This is a genomic window from Nonomuraea rhodomycinica, assembly GCF_013363995.1.
Classification (GTDB): domain Bacteria; phylum Actinomycetota; class Actinomycetes; order Streptosporangiales; family Streptosporangiaceae; genus Nonomuraea; species Nonomuraea rhodomycinica.
Map to the genome: position 1 here is coordinate 383,755 of NZ_JABWGO010000003.1, position 14,464 is coordinate 398,218.

15 protein-coding genes are annotated in these 14,464 nt (G+C 72.9%); 7 read left to right on the top strand and 8 right to left on the bottom strand.

Features of this window, described 5'->3' with window-relative positions:
• Positions 1–81: 81 nt before the first annotated feature.
• Both HT134_RS17535 and HT134_RS17540 read left to right on the top strand, forming a co-directional pair.
• A complete protein-coding gene (locus tag HT134_RS17535) occupies positions 82–1,653 on the top strand; it encodes a LamG domain-containing protein (protein WP_175601435.1) in 1,572 nt (523 codons plus the stop codon).
• On the top strand, positions 1,632–2,099 hold the full coding sequence (locus tag HT134_RS17540; RefSeq protein ID WP_175601436.1) for a hypothetical protein: 468 nt from the start codon (positions 1,632–1,634) through the stop codon (positions 2,097–2,099). Before HT134_RS17535 ends, HT134_RS17540 begins: the two co-directional genes overlap by 22 nt.
• Before the next feature lie 653 nt (positions 2,100–2,752).
• Here the strand turns inward: HT134_RS17540 and HT134_RS17545 are convergent.
• Positions 2,753–4,276: an FAD-dependent monooxygenase gene (locus tag HT134_RS17545; protein WP_175601437.1), complete on the bottom strand. Its 1,524-nt coding sequence runs from the start codon at positions 4,274–4,276 to the stop codon at positions 2,753–2,755.
• A gap of 97 nt (positions 4,277–4,373) precedes the next feature.
• Between HT134_RS17545 and HT134_RS17550 the strand changes: the two genes are divergently transcribed.
• The gene (locus tag HT134_RS17550; protein ID WP_175601438.1) at positions 4,374–5,006 is read left to right on the top strand and encodes a TetR/AcrR family transcriptional regulator C-terminal domain-containing protein; all 633 of its coding nucleotides are present in this window, start codon (positions 4,374–4,376) and stop codon (positions 5,004–5,006) included.
• A 92-nt stretch (positions 5,007–5,098) separates the two neighbouring features.
• The gene (locus HT134_RS17555; protein ID WP_246364511.1) at positions 5,099–6,385 is read left to right on the top strand and encodes a serine hydrolase domain-containing protein; all 1,287 of its coding nucleotides are present in this window, start codon (positions 5,099–5,101) and stop codon (positions 6,383–6,385) included.
• A gap of 37 nt (positions 6,386–6,422) precedes the next feature.
• On the opposite strand, the gene HT134_RS17560 is transcribed toward HT134_RS17555, so the two are convergent.
• Positions 6,423–7,799: a carotenoid oxygenase family protein gene (locus HT134_RS17560; RefSeq protein ID WP_175601439.1), complete on the bottom strand. Its 1,377-nt coding sequence runs from the start codon at positions 7,797–7,799 to the stop codon at positions 6,423–6,425.
• 64 nt (positions 7,800–7,863) lie between these two features.
• Positions 7,864–8,448: a hypothetical protein gene (locus HT134_RS17565; RefSeq protein ID WP_175601440.1), complete on the bottom strand. Its 585-nt coding sequence runs from the start codon at positions 8,446–8,448 to the stop codon at positions 7,864–7,866.
• Positions 8,449–8,540: 92 nt separating this feature from the next.
• Here HT134_RS17565 and HT134_RS17570 point away from each other — a divergent pair, with 92 nt between their 5' ends.
• Positions 8,541–9,092, top strand: a complete 552-nt coding sequence (locus HT134_RS17570; protein WP_175601441.1) for a PadR family transcriptional regulator — start codon at positions 8,541–8,543, stop codon at positions 9,090–9,092.
• Positions 9,093–9,163: 71 nt separating this feature from the next.
• On the opposite strand, the gene HT134_RS47660 is transcribed toward HT134_RS17570, so the two are convergent.
• Positions 9,164–10,093 carry an NAD(P)-dependent oxidoreductase gene (locus HT134_RS47660; RefSeq protein ID WP_175601442.1) on the bottom strand — a complete coding sequence of 310 codons (930 nt, stop codon included), beginning with the start codon at positions 10,091–10,093 and terminating at the stop codon, positions 9,164–9,166.
• A 223-nt stretch (positions 10,094–10,316) separates the two neighbouring features.
• On the opposite strand from HT134_RS47660, the gene HT134_RS17580 reads away from it, so the two are divergent.
• The gene (locus tag HT134_RS17580) at positions 10,317–10,916 is read left to right on the top strand and encodes a TetR/AcrR family transcriptional regulator (protein ID WP_175601443.1); all 600 of its coding nucleotides are present in this window, start codon (positions 10,317–10,319) and stop codon (positions 10,914–10,916) included.
• 115 nt (positions 10,917–11,031) lie between these two features.
• Here HT134_RS17580 and HT134_RS17585 read toward each other — a convergent pair whose 3' ends face one another.
• Genes HT134_RS17585 through HT134_RS17600 form a run of 4 tightly spaced genes read right to left on the bottom strand, consistent with a single transcriptional unit; the run spans position 11,032 to position 13,356 of the window.
• The gene (locus HT134_RS17585) at positions 11,032–11,859 is read right to left on the bottom strand and encodes a DNA-3-methyladenine glycosylase family protein (protein ID WP_175601444.1); all 828 of its coding nucleotides are present in this window, start codon (positions 11,857–11,859) and stop codon (positions 11,032–11,034) included.
• On the bottom strand, positions 11,856–12,290 hold the full coding sequence (locus HT134_RS17590; protein WP_175601445.1) for a MarR family winged helix-turn-helix transcriptional regulator: 435 nt from the start codon (positions 12,288–12,290) through the stop codon (positions 11,856–11,858). Before HT134_RS17590 ends, HT134_RS17585 begins: the two co-directional genes overlap by 4 nt.
• The gene (locus HT134_RS17595) at positions 12,287–12,697 is read right to left on the bottom strand and encodes an SRPBCC family protein (RefSeq protein ID WP_217707978.1); all 411 of its coding nucleotides are present in this window, start codon (positions 12,695–12,697) and stop codon (positions 12,287–12,289) included. The genes HT134_RS17590 and HT134_RS17595 overlap by 4 nt, the downstream gene beginning before the upstream one ends.
• Positions 12,698–12,756: 59 nt before the next feature.
• Positions 12,757–13,356, bottom strand: coding sequence for a TetR/AcrR family transcriptional regulator (locus HT134_RS17600; RefSeq protein WP_175601446.1), 600 nt, complete (start codon positions 13,354–13,356; stop codon positions 12,757–12,759).
• Positions 13,357–13,486: 130 nt separating this feature from the next.
• Here HT134_RS17600 and HT134_RS17605 point away from each other — a divergent pair, with 130 nt between their 5' ends.
• Positions 13,487–14,308 carry an SDR family NAD(P)-dependent oxidoreductase gene (locus HT134_RS17605; protein ID WP_312888195.1) on the top strand — a complete coding sequence of 274 codons (822 nt, stop codon included), beginning with the start codon at positions 13,487–13,489 and terminating at the stop codon, positions 14,306–14,308.
• The last annotated feature ends 156 nt before the right edge of the window (positions 14,309–14,464 follow it).

Here is a 14,464-nt window from a genome sequence, read left to right on the forward strand (position 1 = left end):
GCCCCGCCGATGCCCGCCCCGGCCGGGGCGGCCCCGTCCGACAGCTCGCCCAGCCTCCGGTCACTCAGCAGGGGGAGGGACGTGGACACGGCGTCGTGCGCGCGCAGCCGCTCCCGCCGAGTTTCGGTCCGGGGCCCGTTCCGCGTGGCCGCCGTCCCTGGCGCGCTGACCGGATCGACGGACACGGCGATGCGCTTCAAAGGCGCCACCGGCTCCACCTACGTCACGTTGCCCGAGACCGCCATCAGTGGCCAGGGCGGCAACCTCGCTGTGGAAGCGTGGTTCAAGACGACCGGTTCCGGCACCGTCATCGGCTACCAGAACTCTGCCGTGAGCACACCGACGGCTTTCACCCCCGGCATCTACGTCGGTACCGACGGCAAGCTGCGCGGCCGGTTCTACACCGACAGGTCCGCCCCCATCACCTCGTCCACGCGCGTCAACGACGGTGTCTGGCATCACGTGGTGCTCTCCGGCGCCCAAGACACCCAGACCCTTCACCTTGACGGCCGTCAGGTCGGCACGCTGGCCGGCGAGATCTCGCACGCCGGTCAGTGGGAGACGCGTGTCGGCTCCGGGTTCGGCTCCTCCGCCTGGCCCGTCAGTACCGGCTCCACCGCCGCCTTCCCGTTCGCCGGAGAGATCGACGAGGTCGCCGTGTACGGCAAGCCGCTCGGCGCTCACCCGGTAAAGCTGCACTATGCGGCCCGCTCTCCGCAGCCCCAGCTCACCAAGGCGGTCACGCGCACCGGGCGCACGGAGACAGAGAACGCCTACGCCGGCGACGGCGGCCGCCTGTCCACGTGCACCGACGCCAACGGAGGCGTCTGGAAACCGTCGCCTCCGGCGTACACGAAGGAGACCAACTTCCTGACCTTCGCCACCACCACGGTCATCGACCCGCGTGGTGGTACCACCGCCTACGTGGACGACGCCCAGCGCGGCAACCGGCCGGTCTCCCAGACCGATCAGCTCGGCCAGACCACCCGCTACGCCTATGACACGGGCGGGTTCCCGGCCAAGGTCGTCGACCCGAACGGCAACGTGACGGAGGTGGCGTTCAACAGCCGGGGGAACATGCTGTCGAAGAAGACGTGCCGGACGGCAGACACCTGCTTCACCGAGTACTTCTCGTACTACCTGAAGATCGACGACCCGTTCGACTCCCGCAATGACCTGAAGACCGGGCACCGGGACGCCCGCTCGTCCTCACCCATGGACGACACCTATCTGACGAGCTGGACGTTCAACGGCTTCGGTGAGGAGATCAAACAGACGACCCCGGCGACGCAGGACTTCCCTGCCGGACGAGCGGCCAGACTTACACGCATGCCGACCGGTCCGTATGCTTCGAAGGCAACGGGCAGTACATGGAGTGCCGACAGGCCTATGACAAGAAGGCATGCGCCGAGGGCACGCTCATCTACGAGAAATGCCGATTCACGCAGAAGGGGGAGAAAGAGTGCGATATGGTGCAGGACGTTTACTCGACCTGCCGCTCCGTGGATTACAGCAAGGTATCCGGGGGCAAGGGGTACAACCACGGCTATTCTGCCTGTCAGAGTGTGGCCTCCGCTGTCGAAGGATGTGTGCGCGACGACGTTCCCGGTAACGCGTGCCGAGGGATCGGGATGCTCGAGATCGACTGCCTGAATGTGACGAAAGAGGACACGATCGGCTGCGGGCAGCTGGGAGCTGCCTTCATCGAGTGCTTCAAGAAGGCGACCGTCGAGAAATGTACGGACATGCCGAAGGAGAAGTGCGAGAAGCACGTCCAGATGGGCGGCAACTACACGAAGTGCACGTGGGAGTACTCGGCTACCCAGGCATGGCTCATGAAGAACCTCGTGGACGCCGTCGATGTCGCCACCGTCTGTGGACTATCCGGAATATCCGGTCCCAGCATCACGGATGTGCTGACCGGGGTATGCAACCTGGTGAATGTGGCAGGCAAGGGCATGGTCGAGCAAGTCAATCAGAAGTGGCAGAACGTCGTGAAAGCGAATCCAGGAAAGAGCATCATTGTCACGACGAGCGTTACGGTGCCCGCGAGCGGTGAGCCCGGCCCACTGGTCATCGACATCGAGCCCAAGAAATGACATCGGAAGCGCCGGGCGCGAGCAGGCGCGTCCTGCTGATGCTGCTGACCTTGCTGGCATTGGCCGTCGTCCTCACGCCCGGCGCCTCCCGACCTGTCATCCAGCGCTCCCCGCAGCCCTACGTCGAATGTCGGGGAGGTGCTGATGAGAAGCTCTGTAGGACGGCATTCCGGACATATAGGGAATGCCGTGACGTCGGCCGGTCATCCCTCTATGGGGACCACAGCTGCCGGCAGGCGGTACGGCTCACCGAAGAATGCCACACTCAATTCGGCCAACCCGACCAGGCGGCCTGCGTCATGACGGGATACGCCATGCTCACCTGTATCGACGCCGACCTCCCGGAGCTGGCCTGTTACGGCCTTGGGAAGCACTTCCTCACCTGTCTCAGAAAGACGGGCAATGACGCCGTCGCCTGTAAACGCGAGAGAGAATCCCTGCTCACCTGCTTGGACGGGGATGACGATACGCCTTGCACATCGGATCCTCCCGCTGCGCCGCCCCCTGCGGCGTCCATGATCTCCTTGACGCGTTCGCTGCCCGAAGGGACCGCTCCGGAAATGGCCGGACTGAAGTCGGCGGGCTCTGTCGTTCCGGCGAGCTTGCCAAGGGAGATCGGGACGACGCCGTGGGCGCGGGAGCGCGCTGCACGCTCAGTGTTGACGTGAGATCCTCGCCGAGGACGGGGAGCCGAACCAGGTGCGCAGCGCCGCCTCCAGGAGGGCGGTCCCCGGCGGCTCGCCTGGCGCGCACGCCCACGCGACGGCCCCGTCCGGACGGACCAGCGCGCCGCCCAGCGCGGGGTGGTCCACGGCCGTGACCTCCACCACTTCGACCCCGGGCCGCCAACCGGCCGCCGCGGCGACCGCGGGGCCGCCCGCCGGGGCGAAGAGCACGGGCCTGCCGCCGGTGGTCAGCCGGCTCAGCGGCACCTCCCGGCCCGGCCGCGCCGCCACGGAGAGCGTGACGTCAGGGCAGTGCGCGCCGGTCAGCGGGTGCGCCTCCGGCGTCGCGTACGGGAACGCGTACCGCGTCCCCAGGCCTGACAGCAGCCGGCCGAAATAGCGGTTGACGTCGGGGATGTCCATCAAATCCGCGACGATGTCGCGCAGCGCGTCCGTGTGCGGCCCCGGCAGCATGAGCGCCGACTGCGCGCGCGTGTTGCGCAGCACGGCCTCCCCGGCGGGGTGCCGCTCGGCGGTGTAGGTGTCGAGCAGCCCGTCCGGGGCGGTCCCGCGGACCTCGGCGGCCAGCTTCCAGCCGAGGTTGACCGCGTCCATCAGCCCCAGGTTGAGCCCCTGGCCGCCGTTGGGGGAGTGGACGTGCGCCGCGTCGCCCGCCAGCAGCACCCGGCCCAGGCGGTAGGTGGCGGCCTGGCGGGCCTGGTCGGTGAAGCGCAGGGCGTCGTCCATCCGGGTGAACGTCACGTCCACGCCCGCCACGCGCCGGACGCTGGCCCGCAGCTCCTCCGCCGTGACCGGCCCCTCGTGGCGCTCGTGGGCGTCGGCGAAGTCGAACGTGCCGATGCCGCCGGGGCCGTGGAGGAGCATGCCGCCGGGCAGCCGGCCCGGCGGCGGCAGCGCGCCGGGGTCGGCCACCTCGGCGTGCGCCTGGCGGGCCGTCATGAGGGGAGGGGTGCCGGGGAAGGCGAATCCGGCGAGCTTGCGCACGGTGCTGCGCCCGCCGTCGCACCCCACCACGTACGCGGCGCGCAGCCGCCGCGCGCCGGTGGGCGTGCCGGCGGTGACGGTGGCGCCGTCCTCGCCGGGGGAGAGCCCGGTGACGGTGTGCCGGCGGCGGACGGCCACGCCGAGCCCGGCGGCGTGCTCGCCCAGCACGGCCTCCAGGTCGGGCTGCCAGATGAGGACGCCGCGCCGGTCCGGCTCCTCCTGCAGCTGCGGGTCGATCTTGTGGATCCACGCGAAGTGGTCCTTCGCGCTGCCGTGCTCGCGCGCCTTCTGGGCTCCGCGTTCAGGCTGGTGCTCGGTGAGCCGCTCGCCGAGCCCGCGCCGCCGCAGCGCCTCGGCGGCCAGCGGCCCGATCCCGCGCGACCTGCGCAGCGGCGACGGCTCCGTCAGCCGTTCCAGCACCAGCGGCTCGGCCCCGGCCAGGCGCAGCTCGGCGGCCAGGAGCAGGCCGACCGGCCCGGCTCCGACCACGATCACATCGGCGTCCATCACTGCCTCCTTAACTTGTTAAAGAACACCGTGCCTTTAACTTGTTAAAGTGTCAAGCCGGGACGACGGGCCGACGAGACGGGAGGAGCGGCGAGCGATGCCGATCGACAAGGAGGTGGCGGCCCGCGCGGCGCTGCGGCTGCTGGAGGAGGACGGGCTGGACAAGCTCACCGTGCGCAGGGTCGCCTCGGCGCTCGGCGTCCAGGCGCCGGCGCTGTACTGGCACTTCGCCGACAAGCGGGCGCTGCTCGACCAGGTCGTCGACGTCATGCTCGCCCCCGCCGCCGGGGAGCTGGACCGTCCCGCCGCCGGGGAGCCGTGGTGGGAGTGGCTGGAGCGCTCGCTCCGCGCGTTGCGGCGCGCCCTGCTCGCCCACCGCGACGGGGCCCGCGTGGCAGCCGGCGCGGACCTCACGCGCGCCGTCGCGATGGGGACGTTCGCCGAGCGGATCACCGAGGTGCTGCACGGCGCGGGCTTCGGCCTGGCGGACGCCTCGCGGGCGGCGGGCGCGCTGGTCCACTTCGTCGTCGGCCGCGCCCTGGAGGAGCAGTCGCGGCCCGCGCCCGAGGAGGAGGCGCGCGCGGTGGAGCGGGACGGCTTCCCCTTCCCGGTGCTCGCCGCCGCCCTGCGCGAACGCCACGCGGCGGGGATCACGCCGGAGGAGGACTTCGGCTACAGCCTCACGATCATGCTCACCGGCCTGCGGGCGCTGCGCGACCGGCTCGGCTGAGCGCCGCCGCCGTCCCTGGTTGCGTACGACATGCCGGTGTGCGTACAGTGTTCGCAAGCGCGAGTGATGTACGCAACGAGAGGGCGGCCACCATGCCGAAGACCACCACCTGGGACATGAGCGGCACCTGGGACTCCACGGGGGGATGGGCCACCCAGGGCAGGGCCGAGGAGCACGCCCCGGTGCCCGGCGGCGGCCTGTCCACGGCCGGGCTCGACCGCATGCGCGAGGTGCTGGCCCGGCCGGTCGGGTCCGGCGCCGTCCCGGGCCTCGTCGCCCTCGTCGGCCGTGGCGAGGAGACGCACGTCGAGGTCATGGGGACCCTGAGCGCCGGGGGCCACGAGCCCATGCGCAGGGACACGATCTTCCGCATGGCCTCCGCCACCAAGCCCGTCACGGCCGCCGCCGCGATGGTCCTGGTCGAGGAGTGCCGGCTGCGGCTCGACGACCCCGTCGACCCATGGCTGCCCGAGCTGGCCGACCGGCGGGTCCTGAGGAGCCTGGACGCGCCGCTCGACGACACCGTGCCGGCCCATCGGCCGATCACCCTGCGCGACCTGCTGACCTTCACCTTCGGCTTCGGCGCCGTGCCGGCGCCCCCGGACACGTACCCCGTCCAGGTGGCGATCCGCGAGCTGGGCCTCGACACGACCGCGCCGGACTTCGGGCCCGACGAGTGGATCAGGCGGCTGGGCGAGCTGCCGCTCATGCGCCAGCCGGGCGAGCTGTGGCAGTACCACACCGGCTCCGACGTCCTCGGCGTGCTCGTCGCCAGGGTCGCGGGACAGCCGTTCGAGACGTTCCTGCGCGAGAGGATCCTCGACCCGCTCGGCATGAAGGACACCGGCTTCCACGTCCCCGCGGACGAGATCCACCGGCTGCCCGTGTGCTACGCCCACGACCCGGAGACGGGCGGGCTGACGGTGTGGGACGAGGCCGCCGGCGGCCGGTACAGCCGGCCTCCCGTGTTCGCGGCGGGCGGCGACGGCCTGGTCTCGACGGCCGACGACTACCACGCCTTCTACCGCATGCTGCTCGGCAAGGGCGCGCTCGGCGGCGTGCGCGTCCTGTCGCGCGCCTCGGTCGAGCTCATGACCGGCGACCGGCTCACGCCCGCGCAGAAGACGGAGAAGGACGCCTTCGGCGACCACTTCGGCCGCCACGGCGGCTACGGCTTCGGCATGGCGGTCCGCACCCACCGGCGCGACCTGGCCTCGCCGGGCCAGTTCGGCTGGGACGGCGGCCTCGGCACGAGCGCGTACGCCGACCCCGCCGAGGGGCTCGTCGGCGTCCTGCTCACCCAGACGGCCCAGGACTCCCCGGACACGCCCAACCTCATCAGGGACTTCTGGACCGCCGCCTACCAGACCCTCGCCTGACCCCCTGCCAGCACCTCGCCCTGTCGCGGGGAGGGCGTCAGGACGCGGGGTCGGGGATCCAGCTCCCGTGGAAGCCCGCCGGGACGCGGCGCGGCAGCCGCACCGAGGCCGTGCGCGACAGGTCGGCGGCGTCCAGCACCAGCAGCTCGGAGCCCTGCCCGGCACGGTCGGTGACGATCGACAGCAGCCAGCCCTCGTCCTCCGCCCGGGCGCCCTCGGCCGCCACGAACACCGCCTCGCCCGGCACCAGGTCCGGGCCGAGCTCCAGCGCCGCCGAGGAGCCGGAGCGCAGGTCGTGCTTCACGATCGCGTCGGCGGCGGCGGTGTAGAGGTAGCGGTGCGCGTGACCGGTGCGGGCGTCGTCGTGGGTGGGGAACTCCACGGGCCGGTCGTCGAGCGGCTCCTCCTTGGCCGTCCCGGAGGCCGGGTCCAGGGTCCAGCGGTGCAGCCGGGAGCTTCCGGTGGCCGCCGCCCGGACCGGGGCGTTCGCGACGGTCGCGGCGGACGGATCGGCCTGGCCGCCGATACTCGGCCAGAACGCGGTGAAGTCCGCCGGCCGGTAGCGGACGCCGTCCACGACCACCCGCCCGGCCGCGTCCTCGTACGCGTTGCCGACGTGGAAGACGTAACAGGGATCGACGTCGAACCACCGCACCGGGCCGCCGGCCCTCGGCATCACGCCGAGCCGCGCCCCGTAGGCGTCGTCCCAGCGGAACGGCATGCCCCCGCCCCCGCGCGCCAGGGCCATGTCGAAGACCACCGGCAGGTCCAGCCACACGACGTGGCCGGCGGTGACGGCGAAGTCGTGCATCATCGTCGGGCCCGGCACCTCCACCTCGCGGCTCTCCACCAGCCGCCCGCCGGCCGACAGCCGGTGGTAGGTGAGGTAAGGCGGGACGAGCCCGTACCCGAAGAACAGCAGCTCCCCGGTGACCGGATCCTCCTTGGGGTGGGCGGTCATCCCGCCCTTCAGCAGCCCGCCGAAGTCGCACGGCCCCACCGTGTCCAGCTCGGGGGTCAGCTCGTACGGCAGGCCGGTCTCGACCAGCGCGAGGATGCGGCCGGCGTGCGGCACGACGTGGGTGTTGGCCGGGACGGCCGCGTGGTCGAACGTGCCGTCGGGGCGGACGAACCGGGCGCCGTCCGTGAACTTCGTGGTGCGCACCCAGCGGTTGCGGTACCACTCGGCGCGGCCGTCGCGCAGCCGCACGCCGTGGACCATGCCGGGCCCGGTGAACCAGTGCGCCGACGGGGTGCCCGGCAGCGGGTTGGGGCCGTTGCGGAAGTAGCGGCCGGTCAGCTCGGGCGGCAGGACGCCCTCGACCGGCAGGCCGGCCGCGTCGATCTCGTCGGGGACGGGGGCGCGGTGGCCCTCCAGCCACAGGGACGGGGAGGTTCCGTTCGGCCGGTTCATCTCGGTGCTCCTCACAGGCTCAGCGGGGTGGCTTCGGGCGGCAGGCGTCTTTGGGCGGCAGGCGTCAGAGGGTCGGCCGCGTCGCGGCGGCCGCCGCCGCGCGCTCCCGGGCCCGCGCGGTGTAGCGCGCGGTGAAGACGGCGGGCAGGGTGAACCCGGCGACCTTGCAGGCGACCAGCACGGCCACGGCCTGCGGCGCCCAGTGCTGCACGCAGGCCAGCGCAATCGCGGTGAGCGTGAAGCCCACGGCCCACGCCCTGGTGATGACCACGTTGATCTGCCGGAACCGCTCCGTGGCGGCGATGTGCGCCTCGACCTGGCGGCGCGCGATGCCCTCGGTGAACGGGCGGCCGGCGGCCAGGGTGCCCCACGCGGTGACGGCGAGCCACGCGATGGCCAGCGACGCGCCGTAGCCCAGCACCGGCGAGCCCGGCGCGGCGAACGAGAGCGCGGTCAGCAGCGCCATGTAGACAGTGGTCGAGGTCTCCAGGATCAGCGCGTTCCACGCGATGCCGGAGCGCAGCCGGTCGAGGGCGAGCAGGACGAGCGCGGCGGCCAGGCCGGTGATCGCGCCGGTGCGGGCGTCGAACCCGCTGACGACGGCGAGGGCGATCCAGGGGAGAAAGGTCCGGCCGTAGTACTTCAGCATGACGTCGCCTCCAGACGACATTCCAACTTTGACACGTCGAACTTAGACCTTCCAGTTTTGACATGTCAATCCTGAGAGGTAGAGTTCCGGTCATGAGCCTGCGGCATGCGGTCCTCGGCCTGATCGTGGAACTCGACGGCGCGAGCGGCTACGACCTGATGAAACTCTTCGAGATCTCGCTGGCGAACGTGTGGACGGCGACCCAGAGCCAGGTGTACGGCGAGCTGGCCAAGCTCACGGCCGACGGCCTCATCGAGGTCGCCGCCGAGGGGCCGCGCGGGCGCAAGGAGTACCGGGCGACGGACGCGGGGCGCGACGAGCTGCGCCGGTGGCTGGTCGAGGAGCAGCCCCGGCCCGCGCGGCGCGACGGGGTGCTGCTGAAGGTGTTCTTCCTCGGGCAGCTCGAACCCGAGCGGGCCCGCGCGTACCTGCGCGACAGCGCCGCGACCATGGGGGAGCGGCGCGACGGCCTGGCCGCGCTCCAGCAGGAGGTGACGTGGGGCGACGACAACCTGTCGCTCTACGGGCGGCTGACCCTGGAGTACGGCCGGCGCTTCTTCGCGATGCGCAAGGAGTGGGCCGAGTGGGCGGAGGCCGAACTGGCCCGCCACGCCGCGCCGCCCGAGGACGCGGACCGCGCCTAGCGCACCCGGTGCGGACCGCGTCTAGCGCACCCGGCGCGGACCGCGTCTAGCGCACCCGGCGCGGACCGCGTCTAGCGCACTGCGTGCGGACCGCTCGCGCCTGCGACGGGCTTCCCGGCTGCGGTCTGGTGGGCCCCGGTGCGGGCCTCGATGGCGTGCAGGACCGCCACCATGTCGGCCGCGCCGTGCCCGAGCTCCACGGTCTCGCCGAACAGGTCGTGGCAGACGTCCAGCAGGGGCGAGGCCAGGCCCGACGCCCGGGCCGCCTCGGCGATCAGCCGGTTGTTCTTCAGCACGTCCAGCGCCGCGGCCTGCACCGCGAAGTCGCGGGCCAGCAGCTTGGGCGCCTTCATCCGGGACACGGCGCTGGCCATCGGCCCGGCGTCCAGGACGTCGAGGAACCGCCGGCGGTCCAGGCCGTGCCGGTCGGCGAAGTGGTACGCCTCGGTGAGCCCGGTGACCATGGTGATGAGGAACAGGTTCACCGCGAGCTTCGTCAGCAGCGCGCCCGGCACCGGCCCGCAGACGAACGTCTCCCGGCACATCGGCGCCAGCAGCGGCGCCACCTCCTCGACGTCGGCGGGCTCCCCGCCCAGCATCGCCACGAGCCGCCCGGCCTCGGCGGGTTCGCGCGAGCCGGAGACGGGCGCCTCGACGTAGCCGCCGCCCGCCGCCCGGACGTCCTCCTCCAGCTCCCGCGAGTGGTCCGGCGAGGTCGTGCCCATGTGGACGACGACGCGTCCCGCCACGCGGTCGGCGCAGGCGGGCGTGCCCCGGCCCAGGACGGCGTCCATGGCCGCCTCGTCCGCCAGCATGAGGAACACCACCCGGGCCCGCCCGAACACCTCGCCGGGGCCGGACGCGACGTGGGCGCCGGCCGCGCGCAGCGGCTCGGCCCGGGACGGGCTGCGGTTCCACACCACGAGCGGCGTCCCGGCGCGGGCCAGGTTGAGCGCCATCGGCTGTCCCATGACCCCGAGACCGATGAACCCCACGTCCACGACGCACCACCACCCGCCCGTGCGACCAGCCTGTCTATGACAGTCGTCATACTAGAACGCGATATGACAAGCGTCATAGAGGGGGCGGTAGTCTTTCCCCGGAACGCGGATGTCCGAGCCGCGAGGCACTCGTGAAGCACGCCGCCGCGATCAGGCGGTCCCGGCGGCCTGGGCCTCAGGGTGGATCGTGGCCGGGGCGGGACGGCGGAGGCGGGAGGCCGGGATGACGGACAAGGAGCGGGGGCCGCGGGAGCGGATGGTGTTCAGCGCGGCGCAGCTCATCCGCCGCGACGGGGTCGCCGCCACCGGGATGCGCGACGTGGTCGCCCACGCCCGGGCGCCCCGGGGCTCGCTGCGCCACTACTTCCCGGGCGGCAAGGAGCAGCTCGTCAACGAGGCCGTGGACTGGGCGGGCCGCTACGCCGCCGGCCGCGTCGCCCGGTTCCTGGCCGGCATGCCGGAGCCGTCGCCGAGCCGGTTGTTCGCCGCGATGGCCGCGCAGTGGATCGACGAGTACGGCTCGGCGGGGTTCGAGGCGGGCGGGTGTCCCGTCGCGGCGGCGACCGTGGACTGCTCGGAGGCGGCCGAGTCCACCCGGGAGGCCGCGGCGGCCGCGTTCGCCCGCTGGACCGCGCCGGTCGCGCGGGCGCTGGCGGACATGGGCGTGCCCGCCGCCCGGGCCGAACCGCTCGCCACCCTGATGATCAGCGCGCTGGAGGGGGCGATCCTCATCGCCCGGGCCGAGCGTGACGTGCGCGCCCTGACGACCGTGACCCGCGAGCTGGGTCCCCTCCTGGACGCCGCCGCCACCCCTCGGAGCTGACCGTCCGAGGAGCTGACCGTCAGAGGATCTGACCGTCCGAGGAGCTGACCGTCCGAGGAGCTGACCGTCCGAGGACCTGACCGTCCGAACCCGCCCGAGGGGGCCGTCTCCCGCCTCAGCCGGCCACGCGCAGGTAGTGCGCCCAGTACCCCTGCCACGGCCCGTACCCGGCGGCCAGTTCCCGCAGCTCGCGCTCGCCGAGCGTCCGCCCGTAGGCGGCAGCGGCCGAGCGCGCCAGCTCCCGGTCGATCGGCGCCTCCTCCATCCGCCCCAGCCCGCGGATGAGGATGAACGACGCCGACCACGGCCCGATCCCCGGCAGTCCCAGCAGGAACGCCTTGACCTCCTCGTACGGCCCGTGACGCAGGAACGTCTCGTCGGTCTCCGCCCACTTCTCCAGCGCCGCGCGCAGCCGGCCCGCCTTGCGCGGGTCGCCGGCCAGGCCGGCGGGCGTCTCCAGGAGCTGGCCGACGTCCGGGAAGGCGCCGTACGGGTTGCCGGCGTGGGCGACGATGGCGGCCTTGGCGCGGGCCGCGGCCCGCATCGGCGTCCGCTGGCACAGGACGGCCCACACCAGGTTCTCCACCGGCGACGGGAACTTGACCTGGTGGTAGCCGCGCAGCCGCTCGACCACCGGGCGGAACCCCTCGTCGGCGGCCTGGTAGAAGCCGGTCAGGTCGTCGTCCAGGCTGAGGTGGAACCTGATCCGGTCGGCCGCCGCCGTGACGACCTCGTCGGTCAGGGGATCGGGGGACTCCAGCTCGCAGCGCAGGCCGGTCCCGGCGGGGGACAGGCGCGCCCGTACCGTGTGCCCGGCCACCCGGTACGCCTTCACCAGCGTCGTCCCGGTGATCTCCTGCTCGCCGGCGGCGGGCGGGAAGCGGGCGAGGAAACGCAGGGACGCGCCGAAGTCGAAGGGGGCGCGGGCGCCCAGGAGCATCATCGGTGTTCCTCCTCCGCCAGCGCGCGCAGCGTCGAGACCAGCGCGGGCGGGTCCGGCGCCGCCGCGAAGAACGCCGCGTCGGTGCGCTCCACCTCGGCGACGGCCCGCTCGATCAGCTCGCGGCCCCGGTCGGTGACCCGCAGCAGCTTGGCGCGGCTGTCGGCCGGGTCGGTCTCGCGGACGAGAAGGCCCTTGTCCTCCAGCTTGCGCAGCACCTGGGAGGCCATCTTCACGTCGGCGCCGGCCTGCCGGGCCACGCTGAGCTGGTTCGGCCGGCCGCCCTGCCGGTTCAGCCACCACGCGCACGCCAGCAGGACGAACTGGACGTGCGTCAGGTCGAAGGGCTCCAGGGCCGCCGTGACGGCCCGCTGCCAGCGCAGCGTGATCCGCCACAGCAGGAAGCCCGGGCTGTCGTCCGGGGTGAGGCTCACGCCGCCTCCGCGAGCTCGACCAGGGCGGCCACCGCGTCGGGCAGGTCGGCGGCGACGGCCGGGCCGATCTCCCCGGCTCCGGGGCCGGTCACCTCCAGGCGGTGGGTCACCCGGGTGCCCCCGGCGAACGGCTCCAGCGTGTGCGTGAAGCGCAGGACCACCTCGCCGAACAGGGTCTCGTCGGCGAACGTGTCGTTCTCGTCGGCCCGAATGATGCGGGCGCGGACCTCGTCCTGGCCCTGGGGCGTCATGACGATCTCGGACCCGGCGGCGAAGGGGCCGTGCAGCTCGGCCCGCTCCAGGCCGGTGTCCCAGCGCACCCAGCCGGGCACGTCGGCGTACAGCGCCCACACCGCCTCGGCGGGGGCGGTCGTCTCGGCGCTGTGCTCGAAGCTCCACAGGAACATGGACGCACTCCTTTAGTCCGCGCGTAGATTGTCTACGCGCAGACTATACACGGAGGGCGTCAGGGGCGGAACGCCCGGAGCGTGACGTCCACGAGCGCGTCGGCGTACTCGGGCGTCAGGGGGCCCGAGCGGTGCAGCCAGCGCCGGTGGAGCGGGGAGTAGAGCACGTCGAGCACCAGGTCGAGATCGGCGTCGGCGGCGAGCTGGCCGGCCTCCTGGGCGGCGCGCAGCCGCGCCTTCTTGGCCTCGTCGAGGGGGCCGGCCAGCCTCTCGCGGTACTGGGCGGCCAGCTCGGGATCGTTGATGATCTCGGAGGTGAGCGCCCGGATCGGCGCCTCGAAGGCCGGGTCGGCGAACTCGGCCGCCGTCGCCCGCATGACGAGCTTCAGGTCGGCCTCGATGTCGCCCGTGTCGGGCAGGGCGAGCTCCTCGCCCTGCGGATCCTGGCTGAGCGCGAGGATCGACTCGAAGACGACCGCGCCCTTGGACGGCCACCAGCGGTAGATCGTCTGCTTGCCCACGCCGGCGCGCGCGGCGATGGCCTCGATCGAGACCTTCCCGTAGCCCACCTCGCCGATCAGCGCGCGGGCCGCCTCCAGGATGGCGTGCCGCGACCGCTCGCTGCGCCGCGCGGGGTCGGGCTTCCTGAGCTCGGACATGCCGGGGAGGATACCACGGAACGAGACGAGACGGTTCGTCTTGACGAGCGGCCGCCGGTCGTGCAGACTCTCGGCGGCGAGACGAACCGTCTCGCCTCGTCAAGCGAAGAAGAACAAGGAGGTGAGGCCCGTGACGACCGGGAAGGTGTGGTTCATCACCGGCGCATCCCGTGGCCTGGGCCGGGCGTTCACCGAGGCGGCGCTGGAGGCCGGGGACAGCGTCGTGGCCGCCGCGCGCCACGTGGAGCCGCTGGCGGAGCTCGCCGAGCGGCACCCGGGCCGGCTGCTGCCGCTGCCGCTGGACGTCTCCGACCGGGCGGCCGTCCACGAGGCGGTGGAACGGGCGGTGGCCGCCTTCGGCCGCCTCGACGTCGTGGTCAACAACGCCGGCGGGCTCCTGTACGGCATGGTCGAGGAGGCCACCGAGGAGCAGGTCCGGGCGCACCTCGACGTCAACTTCTTCGGCGCGCTCTGGGTGAGCCAGGCCGTGATCCCGCACCTGCGCGAGCAGGGCGCGGGCCGCATCCTGCAGGTCACCTCGATGGGCACGAGCGGGGGCATGGCCTCGGTTGGCTTCTACGGGGCCGGCAAGGCGGCGCTCGACTCGCTCAGCGAGGCCCTGGCGATGGAGCTGGAGCCGTTCGGCGTCAAGGTGACGATCGTGCAGATGGGCGGGTACGACACGGGTCTGTTCACGGCCGGCACCACGGCCACCGAGCCGCTGCCCGCCTACGAGCCGCTGCGCGCGAAGCTGGCCGAGATGTGGGGCGACGACGCCGGGCCCGCCGCGAGCACGGCGGCGCCGGTCATCCTGGAGCTGGCGTCGCTGCCGGAGCCGCCCCGGCGGCTGATCGTCGGCGGCGCGTCGTACGACATGGTCCAGCAGCTGGACCGCGCCCGGACGGAGCTCTACCAGGCGTGGGAGCACCTCAGCCGGCAGGCCCCGGGCTGACCGGGCGGCCTGGCGGGCCCCGGGCGGCCGAGTTGATCATCTTCGGGGCGGCTCGCTAGGGTGGGCTCCTTCACGCGCCCCTTCGCGGCGCGCTCCCGGCACCCCCGTCCGGTCCGTCAGCTCGGCCCGGCAGGGCCGGTCCCCGAGGAAGCCACC

Bases quoted from the DNA above. Each gene is read 5' to 3' on its own strand.
- HT134_RS17565 (WP_175601440.1), bottom strand. From the start codon at position 8,448: ATGCTGAAGTACTACGGCCGGACCTTTCTCCCCTGGATCGCCCTCGCC.
- HT134_RS17570 (WP_175601441.1), top strand. From the start codon at position 8,541: ATGAGCCTGCGGCATGCGGTCCTCGGCCTGATCGTGGAACTCGACGGC.
- HT134_RS17580 (WP_175601443.1), top strand. From the start codon at position 10,317: ATGACGGACAAGGAGCGGGGGCCGCGGGAGCGGATGGTGTTCAGCGCG.
- HT134_RS17600 (WP_175601446.1), bottom strand. From the start codon at position 13,356: ATGTCCGAGCTCAGGAAGCCCGACCCCGCGCGGCGCAGCGAGCGGTCG.
- HT134_RS17545 (WP_175601437.1), bottom strand. From the start codon at position 4,276: ATGGACGCCGATGTGATCGTGGTCGGAGCCGGGCCGGTCGGCCTGCTC.
- HT134_RS17550 (WP_175601438.1), top strand. From the start codon at position 4,374: ATGCCGATCGACAAGGAGGTGGCGGCCCGCGCGGCGCTGCGGCTGCTG.
- HT134_RS17560 (WP_175601439.1), bottom strand. From the start codon at position 7,799: ATGAACCGGCCGAACGGAACCTCCCCGTCCCTGTGGCTGGAGGGCCAC.
- HT134_RS17595 (WP_217707978.1), bottom strand. From the start codon at position 12,697: ATGTTCCTGTGGAGCTTCGAGCACAGCGCCGAGACGACCGCCCCCGCC.
- HT134_RS17540 (WP_175601436.1), top strand. From the start codon at position 1,632: ATGCTCGAGATCGACTGCCTGAATGTGACGAAAGAGGACACGATCGGC.
- HT134_RS17555 (WP_246364511.1), top strand. From the start codon at position 5,099: ATGCCGAAGACCACCACCTGGGACATGAGCGGCACCTGGGACTCCACG.
- HT134_RS17585 (WP_175601444.1), bottom strand. From the start codon at position 11,859: ATGATGCTCCTGGGCGCCCGCGCCCCCTTCGACTTCGGCGCGTCCCTG.